The organism is Streptomyces sp. NPDC090077, assembly GCF_044747545.1.
GTDB lineage: Bacteria > Actinomycetota > Actinomycetes > Streptomycetales > Streptomycetaceae > Streptomyces.
Genome location: NZ_JBIVEG010000026.1, coordinates 17,508 through 39,909, shown reverse-complemented (window position 1 = coordinate 39,909; position 22,402 = coordinate 17,508). Strand labels below are relative to the sequence as shown.

Annotated in this window: 22 protein-coding genes; 8 read left to right on the top strand and 14 right to left on the bottom strand. The window is 74.8% G+C overall.

Annotated features, from left to right (window positions below; genetic code table 11):
• The first annotated feature begins 4 nt into the window (after positions 1–4).
• A complete protein-coding gene (locus ACIPW5_RS31235) occupies positions 5–1,240 on the top strand; it encodes an acyl-CoA dehydrogenase family protein (protein WP_401252073.1) in 1,236 nt (411 codons plus the stop codon).
• A gap of 59 nt (positions 1,241–1,299) precedes the next feature.
• On the opposite strand, the gene ACIPW5_RS31230 is transcribed toward ACIPW5_RS31235, so the two are convergent.
• Positions 1,300–1,878: a TIGR03086 family metal-binding protein gene (locus tag ACIPW5_RS31230; protein ID WP_401252070.1), complete on the bottom strand. Its 579-nt coding sequence runs from the start codon at positions 1,876–1,878 to the stop codon at positions 1,300–1,302.
• Positions 1,875–2,324, bottom strand: a complete 450-nt coding sequence (locus tag ACIPW5_RS31225) for a MerR family transcriptional regulator (protein ID WP_401252229.1) — start codon at positions 2,322–2,324, stop codon at positions 1,875–1,877. The genes ACIPW5_RS31230 and ACIPW5_RS31225 overlap by 4 nt, the downstream gene beginning before the upstream one ends.
• A gap of 52 nt (positions 2,325–2,376) precedes the next feature.
• Here ACIPW5_RS31225 and ACIPW5_RS31220 point away from each other — a divergent pair, with 52 nt between their 5' ends.
• Positions 2,377–3,498, top strand: a complete 1,122-nt coding sequence (locus ACIPW5_RS31220; RefSeq protein ID WP_401252067.1) for an alkene reductase — start codon at positions 2,377–2,379, stop codon at positions 3,496–3,498.
• On the opposite strand, the gene ACIPW5_RS31215 is transcribed toward ACIPW5_RS31220, so the two are convergent.
• From ACIPW5_RS31215 to ACIPW5_RS31205, 3 genes are read right to left on the bottom strand one after another with little or no spacing between them, the layout of a single operon-like run.
• Positions 3,495–4,106, bottom strand: a complete 612-nt coding sequence (locus tag ACIPW5_RS31215) for a TetR/AcrR family transcriptional regulator (protein ID WP_401252064.1) — start codon at positions 4,104–4,106, stop codon at positions 3,495–3,497. The two genes, ACIPW5_RS31220 and ACIPW5_RS31215, sit on opposite strands and share 4 nt — an antisense overlap.
• 36 nt (positions 4,107–4,142) lie before the next feature.
• Positions 4,143–6,050 carry a class I adenylate-forming enzyme family protein gene (locus tag ACIPW5_RS31210; RefSeq protein WP_401252061.1) on the bottom strand — a complete coding sequence of 636 codons (1,908 nt, stop codon included), beginning with the start codon at positions 6,048–6,050 and terminating at the stop codon, positions 4,143–4,145.
• The gene (locus tag ACIPW5_RS31205) at positions 6,047–6,826 is read right to left on the bottom strand and encodes an SDR family NAD(P)-dependent oxidoreductase (protein ID WP_401252058.1); all 780 of its coding nucleotides are present in this window, start codon (positions 6,824–6,826) and stop codon (positions 6,047–6,049) included. The genes ACIPW5_RS31210 and ACIPW5_RS31205 overlap by 4 nt, the downstream gene beginning before the upstream one ends.
• Positions 6,827–6,928: 102 nt before the next feature.
• Between ACIPW5_RS31205 and ACIPW5_RS31200 the strand changes: the two genes are divergently transcribed.
• The 4 genes from ACIPW5_RS31200 to ACIPW5_RS31185 all read left to right on the top strand — a co-directional run bounded on the left by ACIPW5_RS31200 (position 6,929) and on the right by ACIPW5_RS31185 (position 11,109).
• Positions 6,929–8,176, top strand: coding sequence for an exo-beta-N-acetylmuramidase NamZ domain-containing protein (locus tag ACIPW5_RS31200; RefSeq protein WP_401252055.1), 1,248 nt, complete (start codon positions 6,929–6,931; stop codon positions 8,174–8,176).
• Positions 8,177–8,284: 108 nt separating this feature from the next.
• Entirely contained in the window at positions 8,285–9,583 is a 1,299-nt protein-coding gene (locus ACIPW5_RS31195; protein ID WP_401252052.1) for a serine-threonine protein kinase, read from the top strand.
• Positions 9,584–9,733: 150 nt separating this feature from the next.
• Complete coding sequence (locus tag ACIPW5_RS31190; protein ID WP_401252050.1) at positions 9,734–10,330, top strand: hypothetical protein; 597 nt, start codon at positions 9,734–9,736, stop codon at positions 10,328–10,330.
• A complete protein-coding gene (locus ACIPW5_RS31185; RefSeq protein ID WP_401252047.1) occupies positions 10,327–11,109 on the top strand; it encodes a 3-keto-5-aminohexanoate cleavage protein in 783 nt (260 codons plus the stop codon). The genes ACIPW5_RS31190 and ACIPW5_RS31185 overlap by 4 nt, the downstream gene beginning before the upstream one ends.
• Here ACIPW5_RS31185 and soxR read toward each other — a convergent pair.
• Positions 11,084–11,533 (bottom strand): redox-sensitive transcriptional activator SoxR, encoded by a 450-nt coding sequence (gene soxR, locus ACIPW5_RS31180; protein ID WP_401252044.1) that lies wholly within the window; start codon positions 11,531–11,533, stop codon positions 11,084–11,086. The genes ACIPW5_RS31185 and soxR overlap by 26 nt on opposite strands.
• Positions 11,534–11,653: 120 nt before the next feature.
• On the opposite strand from soxR, the gene ACIPW5_RS31175 reads away from it, so the two are divergent.
• Entirely contained in the window at positions 11,654–12,115 is a 462-nt protein-coding gene (locus tag ACIPW5_RS31175) for a MaoC family dehydratase (protein ID WP_401252043.1), read from the top strand.
• Here ACIPW5_RS31175 and ACIPW5_RS31170 read toward each other — a convergent pair.
• The 3 genes from ACIPW5_RS31170 to ACIPW5_RS31160 all read right to left on the bottom strand — a co-directional run bounded on the left by ACIPW5_RS31170 (position 12,106) and on the right by ACIPW5_RS31160 (position 14,339).
• Positions 12,106–12,753, bottom strand: a complete 648-nt coding sequence (locus tag ACIPW5_RS31170; protein ID WP_401252040.1) for a TetR/AcrR family transcriptional regulator — start codon at positions 12,751–12,753, stop codon at positions 12,106–12,108. The two genes, ACIPW5_RS31175 and ACIPW5_RS31170, sit on opposite strands and share 10 nt — an antisense overlap.
• 84 nt (positions 12,754–12,837) lie before the next feature.
• Positions 12,838–13,125, bottom strand: coding sequence for a YiaA/YiaB family inner membrane protein (locus tag ACIPW5_RS31165; protein ID WP_401252037.1), 288 nt, complete (start codon positions 13,123–13,125; stop codon positions 12,838–12,840).
• Positions 13,126–13,184: 59 nt separating this feature from the next.
• Complete coding sequence (locus ACIPW5_RS31160; RefSeq protein WP_401252034.1) at positions 13,185–14,339, bottom strand: acyl-CoA dehydrogenase family protein; 1,155 nt, start codon at positions 14,337–14,339, stop codon at positions 13,185–13,187.
• Between the two features lie 88 nt (positions 14,340–14,427).
• Here ACIPW5_RS31160 and ACIPW5_RS31155 point away from each other — a divergent pair, with 88 nt between their 5' ends.
• Positions 14,428–15,078 (top strand): TetR/AcrR family transcriptional regulator, encoded by a 651-nt coding sequence (locus ACIPW5_RS31155; protein ID WP_401252031.1) that lies wholly within the window; start codon positions 14,428–14,430, stop codon positions 15,076–15,078.
• A gap of 36 nt (positions 15,079–15,114) precedes the next feature.
• Here ACIPW5_RS31155 and ACIPW5_RS31150 read toward each other — a convergent pair whose 3' ends face one another.
• From ACIPW5_RS31150 to ACIPW5_RS31130, 5 genes are all read right to left on the bottom strand, one after another.
• Positions 15,115–16,194: a Zn-dependent alcohol dehydrogenase gene (locus ACIPW5_RS31150; protein WP_401252028.1), complete on the bottom strand. Its 1,080-nt coding sequence runs from the start codon at positions 16,192–16,194 to the stop codon at positions 15,115–15,117.
• A gap of 69 nt (positions 16,195–16,263) precedes the next feature.
• Positions 16,264–17,676 carry an aldehyde dehydrogenase family protein gene (locus ACIPW5_RS31145; RefSeq protein ID WP_401252026.1) on the bottom strand — a complete coding sequence of 471 codons (1,413 nt, stop codon included), beginning with the start codon at positions 17,674–17,676 and terminating at the stop codon, positions 16,264–16,266.
• Between the two features lie 100 nt (positions 17,677–17,776).
• Positions 17,777–19,222: a CitMHS family transporter gene (locus tag ACIPW5_RS31140; RefSeq protein WP_401252023.1), complete on the bottom strand. Its 1,446-nt coding sequence runs from the start codon at positions 19,220–19,222 to the stop codon at positions 17,777–17,779.
• A gap of 73 nt (positions 19,223–19,295) precedes the next feature.
• On the bottom strand, positions 19,296–21,611 hold the full coding sequence (locus tag ACIPW5_RS31135; RefSeq protein ID WP_401252020.1) for a molybdopterin-dependent oxidoreductase: 2,316 nt from the start codon (positions 21,609–21,611) through the stop codon (positions 19,296–19,298).
• A 144-nt stretch (positions 21,612–21,755) separates the two neighbouring features.
• The gene (locus ACIPW5_RS31130) at positions 21,756–22,376 is read right to left on the bottom strand and encodes a TetR family transcriptional regulator (RefSeq protein ID WP_401252017.1); all 621 of its coding nucleotides are present in this window, start codon (positions 22,374–22,376) and stop codon (positions 21,756–21,758) included.
• Positions 22,377–22,402: the final 26 nt, after the last annotated feature.

Below are 22,402 nucleotides of genomic sequence, written 5' to 3'. Positions count from 1 at the left end.
CCGCATGGACTTCGCATTCGACACCCGGACCGAGGAACTCCGCGGGCGGCTGCTCGCGTTCATGGAGGAGTACGTCTACCCGGCGGAAGCCGTCGCCGCCGAGCAGCGGGCACGGCTGGCCTCGCCCTGGGACACCCCGGCCGTCTTCGGTGAGCTGAAGGCCGAGGCGCGCCGCAGGGGGCTGTGGAACCTGTTCTTCGTGGACCCGCACGGCCCGGCCGGTGCCGAGTACGGCGCGGGCCTGACCAACCTCCAGTACGCCCCGCTGGCCGAGATCACCGGCCGGAGCCCGCACCTGGCGCCGATGGCGACCAACTGCGCGGCCCCGGACACCGGGAACATGGAGCTGCTCGCGCAGTTCGGCGACGAGGCGCAGAAGAAGCAGTGGCTGGAGCCGCTGCTCGCCGGGGAGATCCGCTCCGCCTTCGCGATGACCGAGCCGGAGGTGGCCTCCTCGGACGCGTCGAACATCGAGACGCGCATCGAGCGGGACGGCGACGCGTACGTGGTGACGGGGCGCAAGTGGTACATCTCCGGGGCGATGAACCCGGACTGCAAGGTCTTCATCGTGATGGGCAAGACCGACCCGGAGGGCGCCGATCCGCGCCGCCGGCAGTCGATGGTGCTGGTCCCGCGCGACACCCCGGGCGTGGAGGTGCGCCGGGCGATGACGGTGTACGGGTACGCGGACCACGACCACGGCGGCCACGCCGAGGTGGTCTTCCACGGGGCCCGGGTCCCGGCGGGGAACCTGATCGGCGGGGAGGGCAGCGGCTTCGCCATCGCCCAGGCCCGGCTCGGCCCGGGCCGGATCCACCACTGCATGCGGCTGATCGGGATGGCGGAGCGGGCCGTCGAGCTGATGTGCCGGCGCGCGGTGGGGCGTACGGCCTTCGGCAAGGAGCTGGCCGCGCAGGGGGTCGTGCAGAACTGGATCGCCGACGCCCGGGTCACCATCGAGCAGCTGCGGCTGCTGGTGCTGAAGACGGCCTGGCTGATGGACACGGTCGGCAACCGGGGCGCGCACACGGAGATCCAGGCCATCAAGATCGCCACCCCGCGCGCGGTCGTGGGGATCCTGGACCAGGCGGTGCAGCTGCACGGCGCGGGCGGGGTCAGCCAGGACTTCCCGCTCGCCGAACTGTGGGCGGCGGCCCGGACGCTGCGGCTGGCGGACGGCCCGGACGAGGTGCACCAGCGCTCGCTGGCGCACCGCGAGCTCAAGGCGTACCGGGACTGAGCCGCGGCGGGCCGCGGCGGCTGCCGGGGCGGCCGCGGCCGGGTGCGGTGCGGTGGGGGTCAGCGGGACCAGTGGGGGTCGCGGCCGGTGAAGGCGAGGAACCGCTCCGCCCGGTCCGCCCCCTCGGGAGCGGTCAGCGCCGGCGCGTACTTCCCGAAGGAGTCGCGCACGAAGTCGACGATCCCCGACACGGTGTCCGCCAGCGCGCCGGCCATCTCCTCGGTCAGCGGCAGGTCCTGGCCGGTGGCCCGGGCGATGTCCCAGGCGTGGATCCCGGCGTCGAGGGCCGCGACGGCGGCTCCGGTGTCCGCGGGCATCGGCCCCATCGGGGTGGGCACGCTCTCGGCGTCCCTCCCCGACTCCCAGGCCGCGGCGGCCGCCTCCAGCACCGCCGCCAGTTCCGCGACCGGGTCGGCGGCCGTCGCGTCCTCGGGCTCGAAGGGGTCGGTCTCGGGCGCGACGCCGGTGATCTGCATGACCAGCGCCTGCTGGTCCAGGCGGGCGTGGTTCAGCACCTGGCGCACCGTCCAATCCGAGCACGGCGTCGGGTCCCCCCAGGCCCCGGCGGGGACGCCGCGCACGGCGGTGAGCAGGTACGCGTGCGCGTCGGCCAGCAGCTTGAATCCGTCGGCGGTCATCCGTCGCCCTCCCGTGGTCCCATGATCGGATCGCCACGATAGACCGGTACGTGCTCCGCTGTCCCGCTCTTCCCTCCCGGGGCCCCGGAGCGGCCGGACGCGGCCTCGATGACCTCGTCCAGTACCTCGCGGGAACGCAGGAGGTCGCCGATCGTCCGGTCGATCCGCTCCCGTTCGGCGGCCAGTTCGGCCACCAGGGCGGGGGTGGCGCGCACCGACGGGCCGCCGTCCTCGTCCCGCATGCAGGGCAGGATCTGCCGGATCCTGGAGCTGTTCAGCCCGGCCGCGTAGAGCTCCTGGATGCGGATGACCCGGTCGACGGCGCGCTCGGGGAAGTCCCGGTGGCCTCCGGGCGTACGGTCGGACGCCAGCAGTCCCTGCTGTTCGTAGTAGCGCAGCGAACGCTCACCGACCCCGGTGCGCGCCGCCAGTTCGCCGATCCGCATGCCCGCCCCGCCCCTTGAACCTGACATCAGTGTCAGGTTCTACGGTACCGGCATGACGCAGACCCCGCAGTCCCCCGCCGCTTCCCGCCTCTTCGAACCCGCCCGCCTCGGCGGCCTGGAACTGCCCGGCCGCCTGGTGATGGCCCCGCTGACGCGCAACCGCGCCGGGGCCGACGGGGTGCCCGGGGAGCTCATGGCCACCCACTACGCGCAGCGCGCCTCGGCCGGCCTGATCATCGCCGAGGGCACCACCCCGAACGCCGTCGGGCAGACCTACCCGCACATCCCCGGCATCCACACCGCGGCCCAGATCGCCGGGTGGCGCCGGGTCACCGACGCCGTGCGCGCCGCGGGCGGTCGGATGTTCCTCCAGCTCCAGCACGGCGGCCGGGTCGGCCACCCCGACACCAGCGGGCACGTACCGCTCGCGCCGTCGGCCGTGCGCTTCCCGGAGCCGCTGCAGACCCCGGGCGGGCTGCGGGAGGGCGTGACGCCGCGCGTGATGGGCGAGGAGGACGTCCGCTCCACGATCGCCGACTTCGCGAGCGCCGCACGGAACGCCGTCGAGGCGGGCTTCGAGGGCGTGGAGGTGCACTCCGCCAACGGTCACCTGCTCCACCAGTTCCTCGCCTCGAACACCAACCTGCGCACCGACGCGTGGGGCGGTTCCGTCGAGAAGCGGATCCGGTTCACCGTCGAGGTGGTCCGGGCCGTCGCCGAGGCCGTCGGCCCGGAGCGGGTGGGCGTGCGGATCTCCCCCGGGACGAACGTCAACGGCGTGCGGGAGGACGACACCGAGCGGCTGTACCCGGCGCTGGTCGCAGCCCTGGCGGAACTGGGGCCGGCCTACCTGCACCAGGTCCACTCCGACCCGGACCAGCCCCTCTTCGCGGAGATCCGCAGGGCCTGGCCCGGCACCCTCATCGCCAACCCCCGTCTCTCGCACGAGGAGCTCGCAGCCGACGCGGGCCTGTTCCGCGCCGGACGGCTGCTGGCCGCGGGCGCCGACCTGGTCGCGCTGGGCCGGGGCTTCCTCGCCAATCCCGACCTGGTGGAACGGCTGCGCACGGGCGCCCCGCTCAACGCGCTGCGCCCGGAGTTCCTGATGCACGTGCACGGCCCCGAGGGCTACAACGACTACCCGGCGCTGGGCAGTCTGGCTGCCGCCGCCTAGGGGCGGAGGGAGCGCAGGAGCAGGTCGGCGAGGTGGTCGGCGACCTGGTGCGGGGTGAGCGGGCCGTCCGTGCGGTACCAGGTGGACAGGTGGTGCACGGAGCCGAAGTAGTAGTCCACCACCAGGTCGGCGGGCGTGGCCGTGGAGAAGACCCCGCTGCGCATGCCCTCTTCGACCAGCGCCCGGAACCGCTCGTGGTAGCGCCGCCGCTCGGCCCGTACCTGCTTGTACTTCTCCGGGCCGAGCTGGTGCATCGACCGGAAGAAGATCATCGCGTCGTCGAGGTTCTCGATGGTGGTGACCACGACGTCGGCGGCCGCGGCCCGCAGCCGCTCCTCGACGGGGGCGTCGGATCCGGCCACGGCGTCCAGCCGCTGCTGCTGGAGGCGCAGCATGCGCGCGTACACCTCGTGCAGCAGGTCGTCCTTGGAGCCGAAGTAGTGGTAGAGCGCGCCCTTGGTGACCCCGGCCGCCTCCACGATCTCCTGGACGGAGGTGCGGTCGTAGCCGCGTTCGGCGAAGAGCCGGGTGGCGACGGCCAGCAGCCGCTGCGGCACCGGGGTCTCCCGGTTTCCGTCCTCGGGGCCCTCGGTGGTCCTGGCGGCCATGGTGCTCGCCTTCCTCTCCTGATCCTCCGACTGTTTTCAGCCGCGGTCGCGCAATTCTCGTCGCAGGATCTTGCCACTGGTGGTCTGCGGAAGGACAGGCAGGATCTCGACCCGGCGCGGGTACTTGTACGCGGCCAGGCGCTCGGCGCAGTACGCGGAGAGTTCCCCGGGCTCGGCCCGGGTGCCCGGGCGCAGGCTCACGTACGCCTTCACGGTCTCCCCCCGGTAGGCGTCGGGCACGCCGACCACGGCCGCCTCCCGTACGGCGGGGTGGGTGTAGAGCACGTCCTCGACCTCCCGGGGCCAGACCTTGAACCCGGAGGCGTTGATCATGTCCTTCTTGCGGTCGACCACGTAGAGCCAGCCGTCCCGGTCCATGAACCCGACGTCGCCGGTGCGCAGTTCGCCGTCCGGGAAGGTCTCGGCGGTGGCCTCGGGCAGCCCCCAGTAGCCGGGGACGACCTGGGGTCCGCGCACGGCGATCTCCCCGGTCTCCCCGAGCGGGAGCTCGGCTCCGTCCTCGCCGAGGATGCGTACGAGGGTCTGCGCGCCCGGGACCCCGACGGAGAGGGTGCCGGTGGCGGGGTCGACGGGCGCTTCGAGGTGCGCGGGGACCGAGGCGCAGGGGGCGGTGCACTCGGTGAGGCCGTAGCCGTTGCGCAGGTAGATCCCGAAGCCGGCGCGGAGGCGTTCGACGAGCGCGGGCGGGAGCGGGGCTCCGCCGGAGGAGACCACCTGGAAGGAGGCGAAGTGGTCGCGGGTGGCCCCGGGGTGCGCGGCGAGGGCCGTGAAGGCGGTGGCCGGGCCGATGGTGTAGGCGGGGCGGTGTTCGAGGAAGGCGTCGAGGACGGCCCCGGGGTGGAAGCGGTGGGCGAGCACGAGGGTGCCGGCGTTGACGAAGCAGGCGGCGAGTTCGCAGACCAGGCCGGTGATGTGGAAGAGCGGGGCGAGCGCGAAGTACCCGGCGCCCTCGGGGAGGGGGTGGCCGGTGACCTGCCGGGTGGCGTTGTAGGTGATCGCCCCGTGCGGGTTCAGGGCACCCTTGGGCGGGCCGGAGGTGCCGGAGGTGTAGCTGACGAGGGCGGTGTCGGCGGCGGTGAGCCCGGGGTCGCCCGGAGCGGAGTGGCCCTGGCGGGCCACGTCGAGCAGGTCCCGGGGCACCGGGCCGGCGGCGCGGCCCGCGGGCACGGCGCGGGGGGCCGGGGGCGCGGGCTCGGCCGGGGCCGGGGCCGGGAGGTGCGGCTCGGCCGGGGGGCGGGGCTCGGCCGGCGCCGGGAGCTCGGCTGACACCCAGGCCGCGGGCTCGGCCGGGGCCGGGAGCTCGGCTGACACCCAGGCCGCGGGCTCGGCCGGGGCCGGGAGCTCGGCTGACACCCAGGCCGCGGGCTCGGCCGGGGCCGGGGGGTGCGGTGCGGGCTCGGGTGGGAGGACGCGGGGGTCGTTGCGGGTCTGGAAGTCCCGGTCGCGGGCGGTGAGCACGACGCGGACGGCGGATTCGTGCGCCGCCGCCCGCAGCTGCGCCTCCCACGCGTCCGCCCCGCACACGAGCGCGGCCGCCCCGGAGTCCCGCAGGACGTGCCCGGCCTCCCCCGCCTTGTACATCGGGTTCAGCGGGACGACCACCGCCCCGGCCTTCCAGGCGGCCAGCACCGCGAGCACGAAGTGCGGGGTGTTCTGGAGCGCGACGGCCACCCGGTCGCCCCGGCCGACGCCCCGCTCCGCGAGGTACCCGGCCAGCGAGTCCGAGAGGGCGTCGGCCTCGGCGTAGGAGACCCGACCGTCGAAGTACGCCAGCACGGTGCGCTCCGGGGCCCGGGCCGCGGCGGCCCGGAAGGCGTGCAGGACGCTCGGCGGCGGAGTCACCGGCGCGAGCTGGGCGGGGCTCAGCCGGCCCAGCCAGGGCCGGGCCGCGTACGGGGATCCGGGGCCGGAGGGGCGCGTCACGAGCCCTCCCACTTCTGCTGGAGGCGGTTCATGGAGTGCAGCCACCGGTCGGGGTCGGTCGCGCGGGCGGCGTGGTAGTCCGCCACCTCGGGGTGCGGGAGGATCAAGAACCGGCCCTTCTCCATGCCGTCGAACAGCGCTTCGGCGACCGTGTCCGGCTCGATCGCGGTCGGCGCCAGGACCAGCTCCCCCGCCGAACCGGAGGCGGTCAGCATGTCGGTGCGCACGCCCTGCGGGCAGATGGCGTGGACCCGGACGCCCCGGTGGCGGTAGGTCAGCGACAGCCATTCCGCGAAGGCGAGGGCACCGTGCTTGGTGACACTGTACGGGGCGGCCCCGATCATGGTCAGCAGCCCGGCGGCGGAGACGGTGGACACGAAGCGGCCGCTGCCGCGCTCCAGCCAGTCGGGCAGCAGGGCCCGCGCGGCGCGCACGTGCGCCATGACGTTGGTGTCCCAGGCGGCCTCCCAGACGGCCTCGTCCGCGAAGGCGTCGCCGCCGGAGGCGAGTCCGGCGTTGGCGCAGTACACGTCGACCGTGCCGCCGAGGGCCTCGCGGGCCTCCCCGGCGATCGCGGAGGCGTCGCCGGGGACGGCGACCGCCCGGCCTCCGGCCGCCGTGACGGCACCGGCCACGGAGGCGGCCTTGGCGGCGTCGAGGTCGTTGACGGCCACGGTGGCCCCTTCGGCGGCGAACCGGTGGGCGAGGGCCGCGCCGATGCCGCCGCCCGCGCCGGTGACGACGACTCGCTGGTCCTGGTACGCGCTCGCGCTCACGGGGGTCACCTCTCGTCACGGCCGGCCGGACCGGCCGGATCCCGCGCAGACTAACCAGTCGGTATGTGACGGCGGAAGGGGTGCGCGACCTAGCGTGGCGGGATGAAGCTGTCGCGACGCGGGGTGCTGGGCATGGCGGGGGCCGTGGGGGCCGGCGGGGTCCTGGGGGGCGCGGGGGCCGGGCCGGCGGCCGGGGCCGAACGGGTGCGGACCGGCTTCGAACGGCTCGCCGCCGGCGGGTACGCGGAACTCACCGGGCAGCGGATCGGGGTGGTCACCAACCCGACCGGGATCACCGCCGACGCCCGCCACCTGGTCGACGTACTGCACGCCGACGAACGGGTGGACCTGGTGGCGGTGTTCGGGCCGGAGCACGGCTTCCGGGGGACGGCGCAGGCGGGCGGGTCCGAGGCGGCCGGGCGCGATCCGGCGACGGGGCTGCCGGTGTACGACACGTACGGCAAGAGCGGGCAGCCGCTCGCGGACGTGTTCACGGCGGCGGGCGTCGACACGGTCGTCTTCGACATCCAGGACGTCGGTGCGCGCTTCTACACCTACATCTGGACCCTGTACGACTGCATGCGGGCGGCCGCGCTGGCCGGCAAGGCGGTGGTGGTGCTCGACCGGCCCAACCCGGTGGGCGGGCGGCGGGCGGCCGGGCCGGTGCTGGACCGGGCGTACGCCAGCTTCGTGGGCCGGGAGCCGATCGCGCTGGCGCACGGGATGACGGCGGGCGAACTGGCGCTGCTCTTCAACGGGGAGTTCCTGAAGGGTGCCGGTCCCCGGCTGGGGGTGGTGGCGATGTCGGGGTGGCGGCGCGCCTCCTTCTTCGGGGAGACCGGCCTGCCGTGGGTGCCGCCGAGCCCGAACGTGCCGACCCCCGGGACGGCGCTCGCGTACGCGGGGACCTGCCTCTTCGAGGGGACCACCCTGTCCGAGGGCCGGGGCACGACCACGCCCTTCGAGGTGCTCGGCGCCGAGGGGGTCGACCGGCGGTGGGCGGAGGCGGCGGACGGGCTGGGGCTGCCCGGGGTGTGGTTCCGGGAGGCCTGGTTCACGCCCGCCTTCTCCAAGCACGCCGGCAAGGTCTGCGGAGGGGTCCGGCTGGTCGTGCACGACCCGGCGGCCTTCGACCCGGTGCGGACGGGGATCGGGCTGCTGGTGACGGCGCGCCGGGCGTGCAGCGGGTTCGGGTGGCGGGCGGACCACTGGATCGACCGGCTGACCGGCTCGGACCGGGTGCGGACGATGGTGGACGCGGGCGCGGGGGTGGAGGAGATCACGGACGCCTGGGCCGACGGGCTGGCGCGGTTCTCGGCGGTGCGGGCGGGGTACCTGCTCTACTCCTGACGCCGGGCGGGGCGCCCCCGCGGACCGGTGCCGTCGCGGGTCTGGCCGACGCGGCCTCCCGGCGGGATGCTGCGAGCACGGGAGGCGGCGCGCGGGAAGGGGGAGGCCATGGTGGACAGCGGTGGTGCGGCGGCCGGAGCCGGGATCGGGGTGGGTCCGTACCGGGAGCTGACCTTCGACGCCCAGGGTGACGTGGATCCGGCCGCGCGGGCGGCGGTGGCCCGGATCGAGGCCACGGACCTGCTGGTCTTCGCCCACGGGTGGAACAGCGACCGGACCGCCTCGACCCGGCTCTTCGACCGCTTCTTCGCCCCCTTCCCGGGGCTGGTGGGGGCGGGGGTGCGGCTGGGGTACGTGGGGGTGGTGTGGCCTTCGATCCGCTTCCCGGACGAACCGATCCCGGACTTCGACCCGCACGGCGTCCTGCCGGGCGCGGGGGCCGGGCCCGCCCTGGACGCCGCGGCACGCGCGGCGCTCGGGGCGTTCTGGCCGGGGCGGGAGGCAGAGCTGGACCGGCTCGCCGTGCTGCTCGCGGAGCGGCCCGAACCGCCCGCGGCGTTCGCCGAGTTCGGGGCGCTGGTACGGCAGCTCGTGCACGCCGAACCGGCGGACGCGGCCGTCGGCCCGCAGGTACCGGCCGTCTTCGTGCGGGACACCCTGGAGGTGTGCCGGGCCCTGACGGAGGCCCTGGAGGGCGCGGGGGCCGGGCAGGAGGGCGGACCCGCGCTCGCCCTCGGCTCCGGGGCGCGCGCGCTGTGGGGCGGGGCCAGGGAACTGCTGCGCCAGGCAACGTACTACGAGATGAAGAAGCGGGCCGGGGTGGTCGGCGAGCACGGGCTCGGTCCGGTCCTCACCGACCTCGCGGGACGCCGGCCCGCCCTGCGCTTCCACCTGGTCGGCCACAGCTTCGGCGCCCGCGTGGTGTCCTTCTCCCTGCGGGCCGTGGCGGACGGGGCGCGGCACGTGAAGTCGCTGACGCTGCTCCAGGGGGCCTTCTCCCACTACGCGTTCAGCGAGCGCCTGCCGCACGACCGGCGGCGCGGCGGGGCCCTGGGCGGTCTCCAGCGCCGGGTGGACGGACCGGTGGTGGCCTGCCATTCCGCCCACGACTCGGCGCTGGGCGTGTTCTACCCGCTGGCCTCCCGGATGGCGGGTGATTCGGCCGGTCTGCTCGGTTTCGACGAACGGTGGGGCGCGGTCGGGCACGATGGGGTGCGCGCGGTGCCCGGCGCGCCCCGGCTGAGCCTGGAGGCGGCCCTGCGGGACGGGCTCCCGGAGGCCGGTTGCGTCAGCGTGGACGCGGGCTCCGTGGTGCGTCGCGGGGGTCCTCCGTCGGGGGCGCACAGCGACATCTGCCACGAGGAGCTGGCCCGGATCGTGGTCGGGGCGGGGCGCATGGGGCGCTGAGTTCCGGCCATGTGCCACCCGCACGCCTCGACCGCCCCCGCATGCGCCCGCATCCTGCCGGGCATGTTGGGCACGTCGCGGGGGGTTGCTTCGTTCGACGGAGTGACGCGGTCGGCGGTGTGGGCATGGCACGGCGGAGGTGAAGGTACGGTGGCAGGTTTTCGGAGTCTCGCCTATCAGGTGCGCGACGCGCGCAACGACCGGGCCCTGAGGCGCCATTCGCTGCGCCGCTGCCTGGAGCGTTTCGCGCCCTACGGGCACCGGGCGACGTGGTGGCACCTGTGCGACCGGCACGGGATCGCCCCCGAGGACCGGGGCGCGGACCCGCTGCGGCTGGTCGCGGCGCTGGAGGAGCTGGAGGAGGCGCGGGCGGTCTGGCTGGAGTACGAGCGGCAGTTCGCGGAGCGGCGCAGACGGGAGAAGCACGACGGGGTGCGGCGGCCGGAGTGGGCCTGGGGCGGCAGCGGGGACGCCGTGGTGCGGTGCGCCGACCCGGACGTGCGGCCGGAGGGGACGCTGGGCGAGGTGCTGCGGCGGCTGGTCGCGGCCCTGGAGTCGGAGCCGGGGACGGCGTGCCCGGTCTGCGGCGAGGAGGAGCTGAGCTGGCCGGCGCCGCTGTCGGGGCCGGCGGCGTGGGCCGGGGCGTGGGCGTGGGACGGGCCGGTGTGCGGGGGCTGCGGGATCGTGGTGCCGCGGCCGGCGCTGACGGAGGCCGTGGTGGGGCACCAGGCGGCGGGCGCGGCGTGAGCGTGAGTGGGGGCGGGGTCGGCGGGACGCGGGCGCGGGTGCTGCAGGCAGCGCTGAACGGCTCGCGGGGCGCTGCCGACGGGGCGGCGGTGCCGCTGTCGCCCGGGGACCTGGTCCGGGCGGCGCGGGAGACGGTGGCTGCCGGGGCCGGCGAGGTGCTGGTGCACCCGCGGACCCCGTGCGGGCGGGAGAGCCTCTCGCCCCGGGTCGTGGGGCCCCTGCTGGAGGAGATGCGCGGCGCGGGGGTCCGCGTACCTCTGACGGTTCCGGCGGGTGTCGCGGCCGAGCAGGATCCGGCGGGGCGGCTGGAGCGGGTGCGGTCCTGGACGGTGCTGCCGGACCGGGCGGCGGTGCCGTTCGCGGAGCCGGGGGCGCGGGAGCTGGCGCGGGCCCTGCTGGAGCGCGGGGTGGCGGTGGACGCGGTGGTCCCGATGGGCGGCGGGGCCGGGCCGGAGCCGCTGGCCCGGTTCCTGGAGTGGGCCCCGCCGGATCCGGCCCGGGTCCGGCTGGTGGCGGAGCTGGCGGAGGCTGATCCGGCGCTGGTGGCGGGGCTGCGGTGGCTGCCACCGGTGCCCGTGGTGCTGTTCGGGCGGGATTCCGCCGCCTGGCCGGTGCTGCGGCTGGCGGCGCGGTGCGGTGCGGGCACGCGGATCGGCGTGGCGCAGGTGCTGCACCTTCCGGACGGGCGGGCGGCGCGCTCGAACGCCGAGCTGGTGGCGGCCGCCCTCGACGTGGAGGGCGCCGCCGGGTCGGCTACTGGGACAGCCTGGAGCCGGTGATGCTCTCGCCGAAGACGTCGTCCGGGTTGGACAGCGCGCAGGTCTTGAGCGAGAGGCAGCCGCAGCCGATGCAGTCGTCCAAGTGGTCGCGCAGGCTGCTGAGTTGCGAGATCCGCTGATCCAGCACGGTGCGCCAGTTCTCGGACAGCCGGGCCCAGTCCTCCCGGGTGGGGGTGCGCTCCTCCGGCAGCTGGGCCAGCGCCTCGCGGATGCTGGCGAGGGGGATGCCCACGCGCTGGGCGGCCCGCACGAAGGCGACCCGGCGCAACGCCTCACGGCTGTAGCGGCGTTGGTTGCCGGAGGTGCGGCGGCTGCTGATCAGCCCCTTGGCCTCGTAGAAGTGCAGGGCGGAGACGGCCGCTCCGCTGCGCGCGGACAGCTGGCCGACGGTGAGTTCGTGGACTTTCTCGGGAATCTGCGGCACACGGCCGAGCCTAGTCGGACGTCCGTTGACAGACGCACCAGGACCCCAGCATGCTGAGCAAGCGCTTATTCGACTGAGGGGCCGGAAACGGCAGTGGACAGCGGACGACAGGGGCAGGGCATGGCCGAACCGAGGATCTTCACCTCCGCCGAGGAGCTGCGCGCCGGCATCGGCGAACGGCTCGGCCCGAGCGGGTGGCTGGAGGTGGACCAGAAGCGGATCGACCTCTTCGCGGACGCGACCGGCGACCACCAGTGGATCCACGTGGACCCGGAGCGCGCCGCCACCGGACCCTTCGGCTCCACCATCGCGCACGGCTACCTGACCCTGTCCCTGCTGCCGAGCCTGGTGCCGCAGATCATGCGCGTCGAGGGCATGCGGATGGGCATCAACTACGGCACGGACAAGGTGCGTTTCCCCGCCCCGGTGCCGGTCGGCTCGCGGCTGCGCGCCACCGCCGTGATCACCTCGGTCACCGAGGCGGGCGGCGGCGTACAGGTCGCGGCGACGGTGACCGTGGAGCGCGAGGGCGGCGAAAAGCCGGTGTGCGTCGCGGAGTCGGTGTCCCGCTACTACTTCTGAGGTCCCGCCCCGGCGGCCGGGCGCGCGCCCACCATCCGGAGGACGAGGTCGGCGTAGAGGGTGCCGACCTCGTCGGGCGTGCGCTGCCCGGCGGTGCTGAACCAGCGGGCCACGTCGATGCACAGCGACAGCACGGCGAGGGTGGTGCCCGGGACGTCGGGGACGTCGAACTCCCCCGCCAGCACGCCGTCGGCGAGGATCCGGCGCACGGCGGCGTCGCTCTGCCGGCGCAGGGCGACGATCTCGGAGCGGTGCTCCGCCGCGAGTGCGTCCAGCTCGTACTGGACGACGCGGGCGGTGGTGTGGTGCGCGGCGTGCCAGCGCACGAAGGACCGCACGGCCGCGTCCAGGCGCTCGGCGGCGGACCCCGGACCGGAGGCGGCGGTCTCCAGGATCTCCAGCGCCTTGTCGTGACCGATCCTGCTGATCCGGTGGAGCAGTTCTTCCTTGGTCTTGTAGTGGATGTAGAGCGCGGCCGGACTCATCCCCGCGCGGCCCGCGATGTCGCGGGTGGTCGTCGCGTGGTAGCCGCGCTCGGCGAAGGCTTCGACGGCCGCCACGAGGAGCCGCCGCGCGGCGTCGGGGGTGACCTCCGACCACGGCACGTAGCCGTCGGTCGTCTCCGCCGCGCTGTCCATCGCCCGCCACCCTCTTCGTCCTGTAGGAAGACGTCAGCTTACCGGAGGGTGAGCAAGCGCTTAGGGGAGCTGCCGCCGCGGGCGCTATTTCGGCGTGAAGGGGTCGTAGTCCGCCATGATCTTCTCCATTCTCGCCTGGTCGACCCGGCTGACGATCTGCGTCGCCTCCTGCCGGTCGCGGACCACCTTGGCCAGGGTGAAGGCGGAGGTCGTCAGGTAGAGGACGGCGATCCCGAGGAAGGCGCGGACCCAGCCGTCCACGTCCATGTTGTAGATGCCCACGGCCACGGCGGCCAGGGCGATGCCGAAGGAGGCGACGGCCTGGCCGTAGTACGCCCCCGTGTTCTGCTGCTTGACCGGTGTCTCGTTCATGCCGCCAGCATCGGGCGCCGTGACGGGGACCACATCCGCACGGGTACTCAGACGGGTACTCAGAAGGCGGAGACCCCGGTGCGGGCGCGGCCGATGAGGAGCTTCTGGATCTGGCTGGTGCCCTCGTAGAGGGTCATGACGCGGGCGTCGCGCAGCAGCTTCCCGGCCGGGTACTCGTCGACGTAGCCGTAGCCGCCGTGCACCTGGAGGGCGTTGCCCGCGGCGCGCACCGCGGCCTCGGAGGCGAAGAGCTTGGCGGTGGAGGACTCCGTGGCGAAGGGCCGCCCGCGGTCGATCAGGTCGGCGACCCGCCAGGTCAGCAGCCGGGCCGCGTCGACGTCGACCGAGATGTCGGCGATCAGCTCCTGCACCAGCTGGTGGTGGGCGATCGGCTTGCCGAACTGCTCGCGCCGGGCCGCGTACGAGACCGCCGCGTCCAGTGCCGCCTGGGCGATGCCGACGCAGCCGGCGGCCACCGACATCCGTCCCTTGGCCAGGGCCGACATCGCCACGGAGAAGCCCTTGCCCTCGGGGCCGAGCAGGGCGGAGGCGGGGACGCGGACGCCGTCGAGGACGAGTTCGGCGGTGGCCTGGCCGCGCAGGCCGAGTTTGCCGCGGACCTCGCGGCGGGTGAGGCCGGGGCTGTCGGCCGGGACGAGGAAGGCGGAGATTCCGCGGTGGCCGGGGGTGGCCGGGTCGGTCCGGGCGAAGAGGAGGACCACGTCGGCCCAGGTGCCGTTGGTGATGAACATCTTGCTGCCGCTGATGACGTACGCGTCCCCCTCGCGCACGGCGCGGGTGGTGAGGGCGGCCGCATCGGAGCCGGTGCCGGGCTCGGTCAGGCCGAAGCAGCCGAGCGCCTCGCCGGAGCACAACCGGGGCAGCCAGGCGCGCTTCTGCTCCTCGGTGCCCCAGGCGGCGACGGTCTTGGCGACCAGGCCGAGGGAGACGGAGACGATGCCGCGCACGGCCGAGTCCCCGCGGCCGAGCTCCTCGGTGACGAGCACGTAGGACAGGTGGTCGCCGCCGGAGCCGCCGTACTCCTCGGGGACGGTGAGGCCGAGGAAGCCGAGGCCGCCGAGCTTCTTCACGATCGAGCGGTCCACGCTCTCGGCGCGGTCCCACTCGGCGGCGTACGGGGCGATCTCGCGGTCGGTGAACGCGCGGGCGAGGCGGCGCACGGCCTCCTGCTCCTCGCTCAGCTCCAGGTTCACGGGGCCCTCCGGGGCGTGGTCCGGCCGCTCTCGGGCACTTAAACTAGCGGCGGTAGTTTATGACGGGGCAGGGCCTACTATGTGGCGCATGGCCAGACCGCGCAAGCCCCTCCTCAGCAGAGACCGCATCGTCGAGGCGGCGGGCGCGCTCGTGGACGCGGAGGGGCTGGAGGCGGTCTCGACCCGGCGGCTGGCCGCCGCCCTCGGGGTGAGCGGGCCCTCCCTCTACAACCACTTCCGGACCAAGGACGCCATCCTGGAGGCGGTCGCGGACGCGGTGAGCGCGAAGGTCGACCTGTCGGCGTTCGACGGGGGCAAGGACTGGCGGGGCGCGCTGTACGACTGGGCGCACTCGTACCGGGAGGCGCTGTCGGACCATCCGAACATCGTGCCGGTGCTGGCCCGCGGGCCGGGCCGGCGCCCGGCGGGACTGCGGCTGGCGGACGCGGTGTTCGGCGCCATGACGGCCGCGGGGTGGCCCCCGGCCCAGGCGACCCGGATCGGCGCCCTGATGCGGTACTTCATCCTGGGCTCGGCGGTGGCCTCGTTCGCCGGGGGGTTCGTGGACGACGAGACGGCGTACGACCCGGCGGACTACCCGCACCTGGGGCAGGCCCACCTGCTGGCGGAACGCCGGCAGGAGGTGGACGAGGGCGCCTTCGAGACGGGCCTGACGGCCCTCCTGGACGGCCTGACCCTCCAGTACGAGGCCCTGCGGGCGGGCACGCCGGGGCCGTAGGGCCGGTGCACCCGGTGCGCCGGTGCTCGGGCGTGGCTAGAACACCACGAGGGAGCGGCCGCCCTTGCCCGCGACCATCGCGTCGAAGGCGGCCGGGATGCCGTCCAGGGTGATCCGGTCGGTGACCATGGAGCCCAGGTCGAGGCGGCCGGCCCGGACGTGTTCGGCGATCACGGGGAGGTCGCGGGCCGGGTCGCCGTTCCCGTACACGCAGCCGCTGAGGGTGCGGGCGAAGTGGAAGATCTCCAGCGCGTGGAAGGCCACCTGCTGGTCCTTGCCGCCGATGCCGACGACCGTGGTCCGGCCGCCCCTGCGCGTGGACTCCCAGGCCGTGCGGATGGTCGCGGCCCGGCCCACGCACTCCACGGCCACGTCGGCGCCCTGCCCGCCGGTGAGGCCGCGGATCTGCTTGGCGGTGGTGTCGCCGGCGAGGACGAACGCGGTGGCCCCGGCGGCGCGGGCCAGCTCCTCCTTGGCCGGGGAGACGTCGACGGCCACGATCGGCCCGGCCCCGGCGATCCGGGCGGCCTGGAGGGCGGCGAGCCCGACCCCGCCGACGCCGAACACCGCGACCGACTCGCCCGGACGGACCTGGGCGCTGTGGTGCACGGCGCCGTAGCCGGTCAGGACGGCGCAGCCGAGGAGGGCGGCCTCGGGCAGCGGGATGCCGGCGGGCGCGGGCAGCACGCACTTCGCCGCGACGACGGTCTCCTCGGCGAAGGCGGCGACGTTGAGCCCGGGGTGCAGCTCGTTGCCCTCGGCGTCGTGGGCGTACACCGCGCCGACCCCGGACAGGGCCTCGGCGCAGAGCCAGACCTCCCCGATCCGGCAGTGGTGGCACTCCCCGCAGGACGGAGCCCAGTTGAGGACCACCCCGTCGCCCGGGGAGACGTGGGTGACGCCCTCGCCGACGGCGAGGACCGTCCCCGCGCCCTCGTGACCGAGGACGGCGGGGACGGGCACCCGCATGGTGCCGTCGGTGAGGGACAGGTCGGAGTGGCAGACCCCGGCCGCGGCGAGCCGCACCCGGACCTGCCCGGGTCCGGGATCGGGCAGGACGATGTCCCTTATCTCCAGCGGGGCTCCGACGGCGGGCAGGATGGCGGCGCGGACCATGGTCGTCGTCTCCGTGTCTTGGGGGCTTCGGGGCTGCGGGGGCTGCCGGGCTCCGGGGCTGCCGGGGCGTCAGAACTGCAGGGACTTGGTCTGGAGGTACTCCCCCAGGCCGTGCGCGCCGAGCTCCCGGCCCACGCCCGACTGCTTGTAGCCGCCGAAGGGTGCGAGCACGTTGAAGCGGCCGCCGTTGATGTCCACCTGCCCGGTGTCCATCCGGCGGGCGAACGCCACGGCCGTCTCCTCGTCCGCCGCCCACACCGCGCCGCCCAGGCCGTAGACGGTGCCGTTGGCGATGCGCAGGGCGTCGTCCTGGTCCTCGTAGGGGAGGATCGCCAGCACGGGGCCGAAGATCTCCTCCTGGGCGATGGTCATGTCCGGGGTGACGTCGGCGAAGACCGTCGGGGCGATGAAGTACCCGCGCTCGCGGGGCGCGTCGGGGCCGCCCGCGACGAGGCGCGCGCCCTCCGCGACGCCCTTGTCGATGTAGGAGCGGACGCGGTCGCGCTGGGCGGCGTTGACGACCGGGCCGAGGCGGGTGGCCCGGTCGCGGGGGTCGCCCGAGGGGTACGTGGCGACGGCCGCGGCGGCGAGGGCGACCGCCTCCTCGTGCTGGTCCCGGTGGACGAGCATGCGGGTGAGCGCGTTGCAGCTCTGGCCGGTGTTGTTCATGACGTGTCCGACGCCCGCCGCGACGGCCTTGGCCAGGTCGGCCCCGGGCAGGATGACGTTCGCCGACTTGCCGCCCAGTTCGAGGGCGACGCGCTTGACGGCGGCGCCGGCGATGGCGCCGATCTTCTTGCCGACGGCGGTCGAGCCGGTGAAGGAGACGAGGTCGACTCCCTCGTGCTCGGCCAGCGCCTGGCCGGCGACCGGACCGGTGCCGGTCACCAGGTTGAAGACCCCGGCCGGGATGCCCGCCTCGTGCACGGCCTCGGCGAAGAGCCGTGCGGTCAGCGGGGTGTCCTCGGCCGGCTTGAGGACGACGGTGCAGCCGGCGGCGAGAGCGGGTGCCACCTTGGCAACGACCTGGTGCAGGGGATAGTTCCAGGGCGTGATGGCCCCGACCACGCCGACCGGCTCCATGAAGACGGTGGAGTTCCCGACCCGCTCCTCGAAGGGGTAGGAGGCGGCGAGTTCGGCGTACGAGGAGGCCACCGCGACGGGGGCGCCGACGTGCACCAGCTCCGCGAAGCCGAGCGGGGAGCCGAGCTCGGCGGTGATGGTCTCGGTGAACTCGGCCTTGCGGGCCACGAGCACGTCGCGCAGGGCGCCGATCAGTGCGGCCCGCTCGGCCGGGGCGGTGGCCGCCCAGCCGGGGAAGGCCGCGCGGGCCGCGCCCACCGCCGCGTCCACGTCCTCGGCCGTCCCGGCCGGAACGCTGCCGATGACCTGCTCGTCGGCCGGGTTGACCACCTCGATCCGGCCGGTTCCGGCGGCGGGCCGCCATTCCCCGCCGATGTACATCCCGTCGTGGGCCTTCATGGCATTCCTCCCGAGCACCTACGAGTGCGTGGACCTGTCCTCGCCGCAACACCCTACAAACTAGCGTCGGTAGTTTTTGGTCCGCCAGGGGCCCCGGCGGTCAGATGATGCCGAAAACCATCCCTGCGGCCAGGACCACGAGGGAGGTGAGCGCCGCCCACTTCACGGTGAACCGGGTGTGGTCGCCGAACTCGACCTTGGCCATGCCCACGAGGACGTAGACGGCCGGAACCAGCGGGCTGGACATGTGCAGGGCCTGCCCGACCAGCGAGGCGCGGGCGATCTCCAGCGGGGAGACCCCGTGCGCGGCGCCCGCCTCGGCCAGGACCGGCAGGACCCCGAAGTAGAAGCCGTCGTTCGACATGAAGTAGGTGAGGGGCAGGCTCAGCAGGCCGGTGACCAGGGCCATGTGCGGGCCCATCCCCTCGGGGATGGCGCCGACCAGCCAGTCGGCCATGTGCTTGACCATGCCGGTGCCGGTGAGGACGCCGGTGAAGACGGCTGCGGCGAAGACCATGCCGGCGACGTTGAGGACGTTGTCCGCGTGGGCGGCGATCCGGGCCTTCTGGTCGGGCATGTGCGGGAAGTTCACGGTGAGGGCGAGGGCCGCGCCGAGCAGGAACAGCACCGGGATGGGCAGCAGCTCCATGATCATCGCGGTGAGCAGGGCGACGGTGAGGCCCGCGTTGAACCAGTAGAGGTGCGGACGCAGCGTCGGACGCCGGGGGTCCAGCCCCTGGAAGCCGTCACCGTCCTCGCCGCCGTCACCCTCCGTCGGCCCGTTGGCCCCGGCCGCGGGGGCCGCCGCGCCCGGGGCGGGGGCGGAGCCGCCGCCGGTACGGGTGCCCGCTGCTGCCTCCCCGGCACCGGAACCGGCCGCCACCAGGGACTCTTCCTGGGCCTCCGCGGTCTCCCCGCCCGGCATCACGAGGGAGCCGACCCGGCGGCGCTCCCGGACGCCGAGGACGTAGGCCAGGGCGAAGACGAACAGCAGGCCGACCGCGAGGGCCGGGATCATCGGGACGAAGATGTCCGCCGCGTCGAGCTTGAGGGCCGTCGCCGCGCGGGCGGTGGGGCCGCCCCAGGGCAGGGTGTTCATCACGCCGTTGGCGGTCGCGGCGACACCGGTCATGACCACCAGGCTCAGCCCGAGCCGCTTGTACAGCGGGTACATGGCCGAAACCGTGATCATGAAGGTGGTCGACCCGTCCCCGTCGAGGGAGACGATCGCGGCGAGGACGGCCGTGCCGACCACCACCCGCATGGGGTCCGCCTTGCAGAAGCGCAGGATGCCCCGGACGATCGGATCGAAGAGGCCGACGTCGATCATCACGCCGAAGTAGACGATGGCGAACATCAGCATGGCGGCGGTCGGGGCGAGCTTGCCGACCCCGTCGATGACGTAGTCCCCCAGGTGCGCGCCCTTTCCGGCGAACACGCAGAAGAGCGCGGGGATGAGGACGAGCGCCGCGATGGGCGACATTTTCTTCAGCATGATCAGGACCAGGAAGGTCGCGATCATGGCGAAGCCGAGGAAGGTCAGCATGCAGGGAAGGTAGGTGCCGCCTCCTTGCGCCAACAAGACGTCCACGCGTGAGCAATACGAGCAAAACCCCAGCTCAGGGCAGGGGTGTCAGGGTGACGGGGAAGCCGTTGAGCACCGCGGTGCCCGACAGCGGGTCGAGGCGGGTGCCGTCGAGCAGCTGGTTCACGTTGACCCCCGGCTCGGCTCCGGCCACCGCGAGCCGGGTGCCCGCACGGTCGTGGCCCCAGCCGTGCGGGAGGCTGACCACTCCCGTACGGACGGCGTCGGTGACCTCCACCGGAGCCTCCAGGCTGCCCCCGTCGGCGGTGATCCGGGCCCGGCCGCCGTCGGCGAGGCCGAGCCGGTCCGCGTCGGCGGGATGGACCTGGAGGGTGCACCGGTTGGAACCTCCGGTGAGGGCCGGGACGTTGTGCAACCAGCTGTTGTTGGACCGCAGGTGGCGGCGGCCCACGAGCACCAGGGCGGCGGGGCGGGCGGCGAGCGCCGCGCGCAGCCCGGGCAGCTCGGCCGCGATCGGCTCCGGGAGCAGCTCGATCCTGCCGCTGCGGGTCCGCAGCAGGCCCGGGAGCCGGGGCCGCAGCGGGCCCAAGTCGATGCCGTGCGGGTGGGCGAGGAGCCGCTCCAGGCTGAGCCCGGCCGTCTCCCCGGGCGCGGCCGCACGGGTCCGCGTACCGTCGCCGGCTGCTCCCGCGCCCGTGCCTGCGGCACCGGTGCCGCCGGGGTGGCCGGGGGCGCCGAACAGGTCTCCGTACGGGCCCAGTCGGAGCATCAGGTCGAGCCTGCGCTCCGGTCCGGACTCGCCGGTGAGGAGCCCGGCCAGGGCCGCCGGGTCCGCCCCGTGGAGCGGGGAGCGGGGGTCGGCGGTCTCCTTGGCGAGGGCGGCCCGGATCGCCGTGTCGTCGACGGCGGACGGCAGGGCGGTGCCGTGCGCCCCGGAGACGGCCAGGACCAGGCGCGCGTGGATCTCGCACTCGTCGAGCCGGTCCGCTTCGAGGGGGACGGCGGGCCGGGTGTAGCGGACCTGGTTGCGGACGGCGAACCCGTTGAAGGCGAAGTCGTGGTGGGCGCTCTGCGAGGGCGGCGGCGGGGGCAGGACGACGTGGGCGTGGCGCGAGGTCTCGTTGAGGTACGGGTCGACGCTGACCATGAAGTCGAGCCCGGCGAGTGCCGCGTCGAGCCGCCGGCCGTCGGGGGCGGACAGCACGGGGTTGGCCGCGATCGCGATCAGGGCGCGGATGCGCCCCTCCCCCGGGGTCTCGATCTCCTCGGCCAGGGCGGCGGTGGGCAGTTCGCTCTTGACCTCGGGGTAACCGCTGACCCGGCTGCGCCAGCGGCCGAGGGCGAATCCCCGGCCGGGCCCGGCGGGCCGGGGCCGCGGACCGGCCGCCGGGAGCGGGAAGAGCGCTCCGCCCGGGCGGTCGAGGTTCCCGGTGAGGATGTTCAGGACGTCCACCAGCCAGCTGGCGAGCGTCCCGTACTCGACGGTGCAGCTGCCGATCCGCCCGTAGACGGCGGCGGTCGGCGCGGCCGCCAGCTCCCGGGCGAGGGTGCGGATCCGGTCGGCCGGCAGGTCGCAGGCGGGGGCGACCGCCTCGGGAGTGAAACGCGCGAGGGCGTCGGCGAGTTCCGGGATCCCTTCGGTGTGCTCCGCGAGCGCTCCGGGGTCGGCGAGCCCCTCGGCGAGCAGGGTGTGGGCGAGCGCGGCCAGCAGCAGGGCGTCGCTGCCGGGGCGCGGCGCGAGGTGGGTGTCGGCGAGCGCGGCGGTGCGCGTGCGGCGCGGGTCGACGACGACGAGGGTGCCGCCCCTGGCCCGGAGCGCCTTGAGCCGGCCGGGGAAGTCGGGGGCGGTGCACAGGGAGCCGTTGGACTCGACCGGGTTGGCGCCGATCAGCAGGAGGAAGCCGGTGCGGTCGAGGTCGGGCACGGGGATGGCGAAGGGGTCGCCGAACAGGAGCCCGCTGGAGACGTGTTTGGGCATCTGGTCGAGGGTGCTGGCGGTGAAGAGGTTGCGGGTGCCGAGGGCGTTGACGAGCAGCGGCGGGTAGAGGGCCCCGGCCATGGTGTGGACGTTGGGGTTGCCGAGCACGATGCCGACGGACTGGGCGCCGTGTTCCCGGACGAGGGCGGGAACGGCGGCGGCGACGGCGGCGTAGGCCTCGTCCCAGGTGGCCTCGCGGAGCCGTCCGCCGCGGCGGACGAGAGGGGTGCGCAGCCGGTCGGGGTCGGCGTCGAGGGCGCCGAAGGCGGCCCCCTTGGGGCAGACGAAGCCGCGGCTGAAGACGTCGTCCCGGTCGCCCCGGGCACCGGTGACGGTGGTGCCCTCGATGGTGAGGGTGAGGCCGCAGGTGGCTTCGCAGAGGGGGCAGATGCGGCGGGCGGTGCGGGGCATGGGCCCTCCTGGGGGCGGCAGGCCGCGGCGCGGGCACGGCGGGCGCCCCGAGCATACCGACCGGTAGGCATGGCGGGGAGGGGGCTGCGGCGGCCCGTTCGCCCCGGCACCGGCACCGGCACCGGGCGCCCCTCCCCACGGGGGTCAGTCCAGGACGCGGGCCAGGTAGGCGTGCATCATCGCCCGGGTCTCGGCGACGATGCCGGGATCGCCCTCCGGGTCGGCCCGGAAGGCCAGTTGGACCAGCGCGTCGGTCGCCTCCACGGCCACCAGGACCACCCGGGACAGTTCGGGGCCCGGGTCGAGTCCGAGGTGGGCGCACAGCAGCCCGGTCAGACGGGCGGCGACCAGGTGGTTGGGGTCGGAGGCGGGTCCTTCGGCGGGCGGGGCGGGCACCCCGAAGTCCACGAGGGCGAAGCCGGGGACGCTGCGCTTCATGGCCAGGTACTCGTCCAGCACGGCGTCGACGACGGGCCGCCAGTGCGTGGCCGGCAGGGCGGCGAGCCGCCGTTCGATGCCCTCGGCGTACTGCTCCAGGTTGCGCTGGGCCAGGGCGACGGCCATGGCCCGCTTGTTCCCGAAGAACCGGTAGACCGAGCCGATGGGCACGCCGGCGCGCAGGGCGACGGCGCGGGTGCTGAGGTTCTCGTAGCCGGTCTCGTCGAGGAGTTCGGCGCAGGCGTCGAGGATCCGGGCGAGGCGGTCGGCGCTGCGCTGCTGGACCGGGGTCCTGCGCAGGGGGTGGGCGGGAGGCACGGGGTCCATCATGCCGCTCCTGGCTCGTGGGTCCA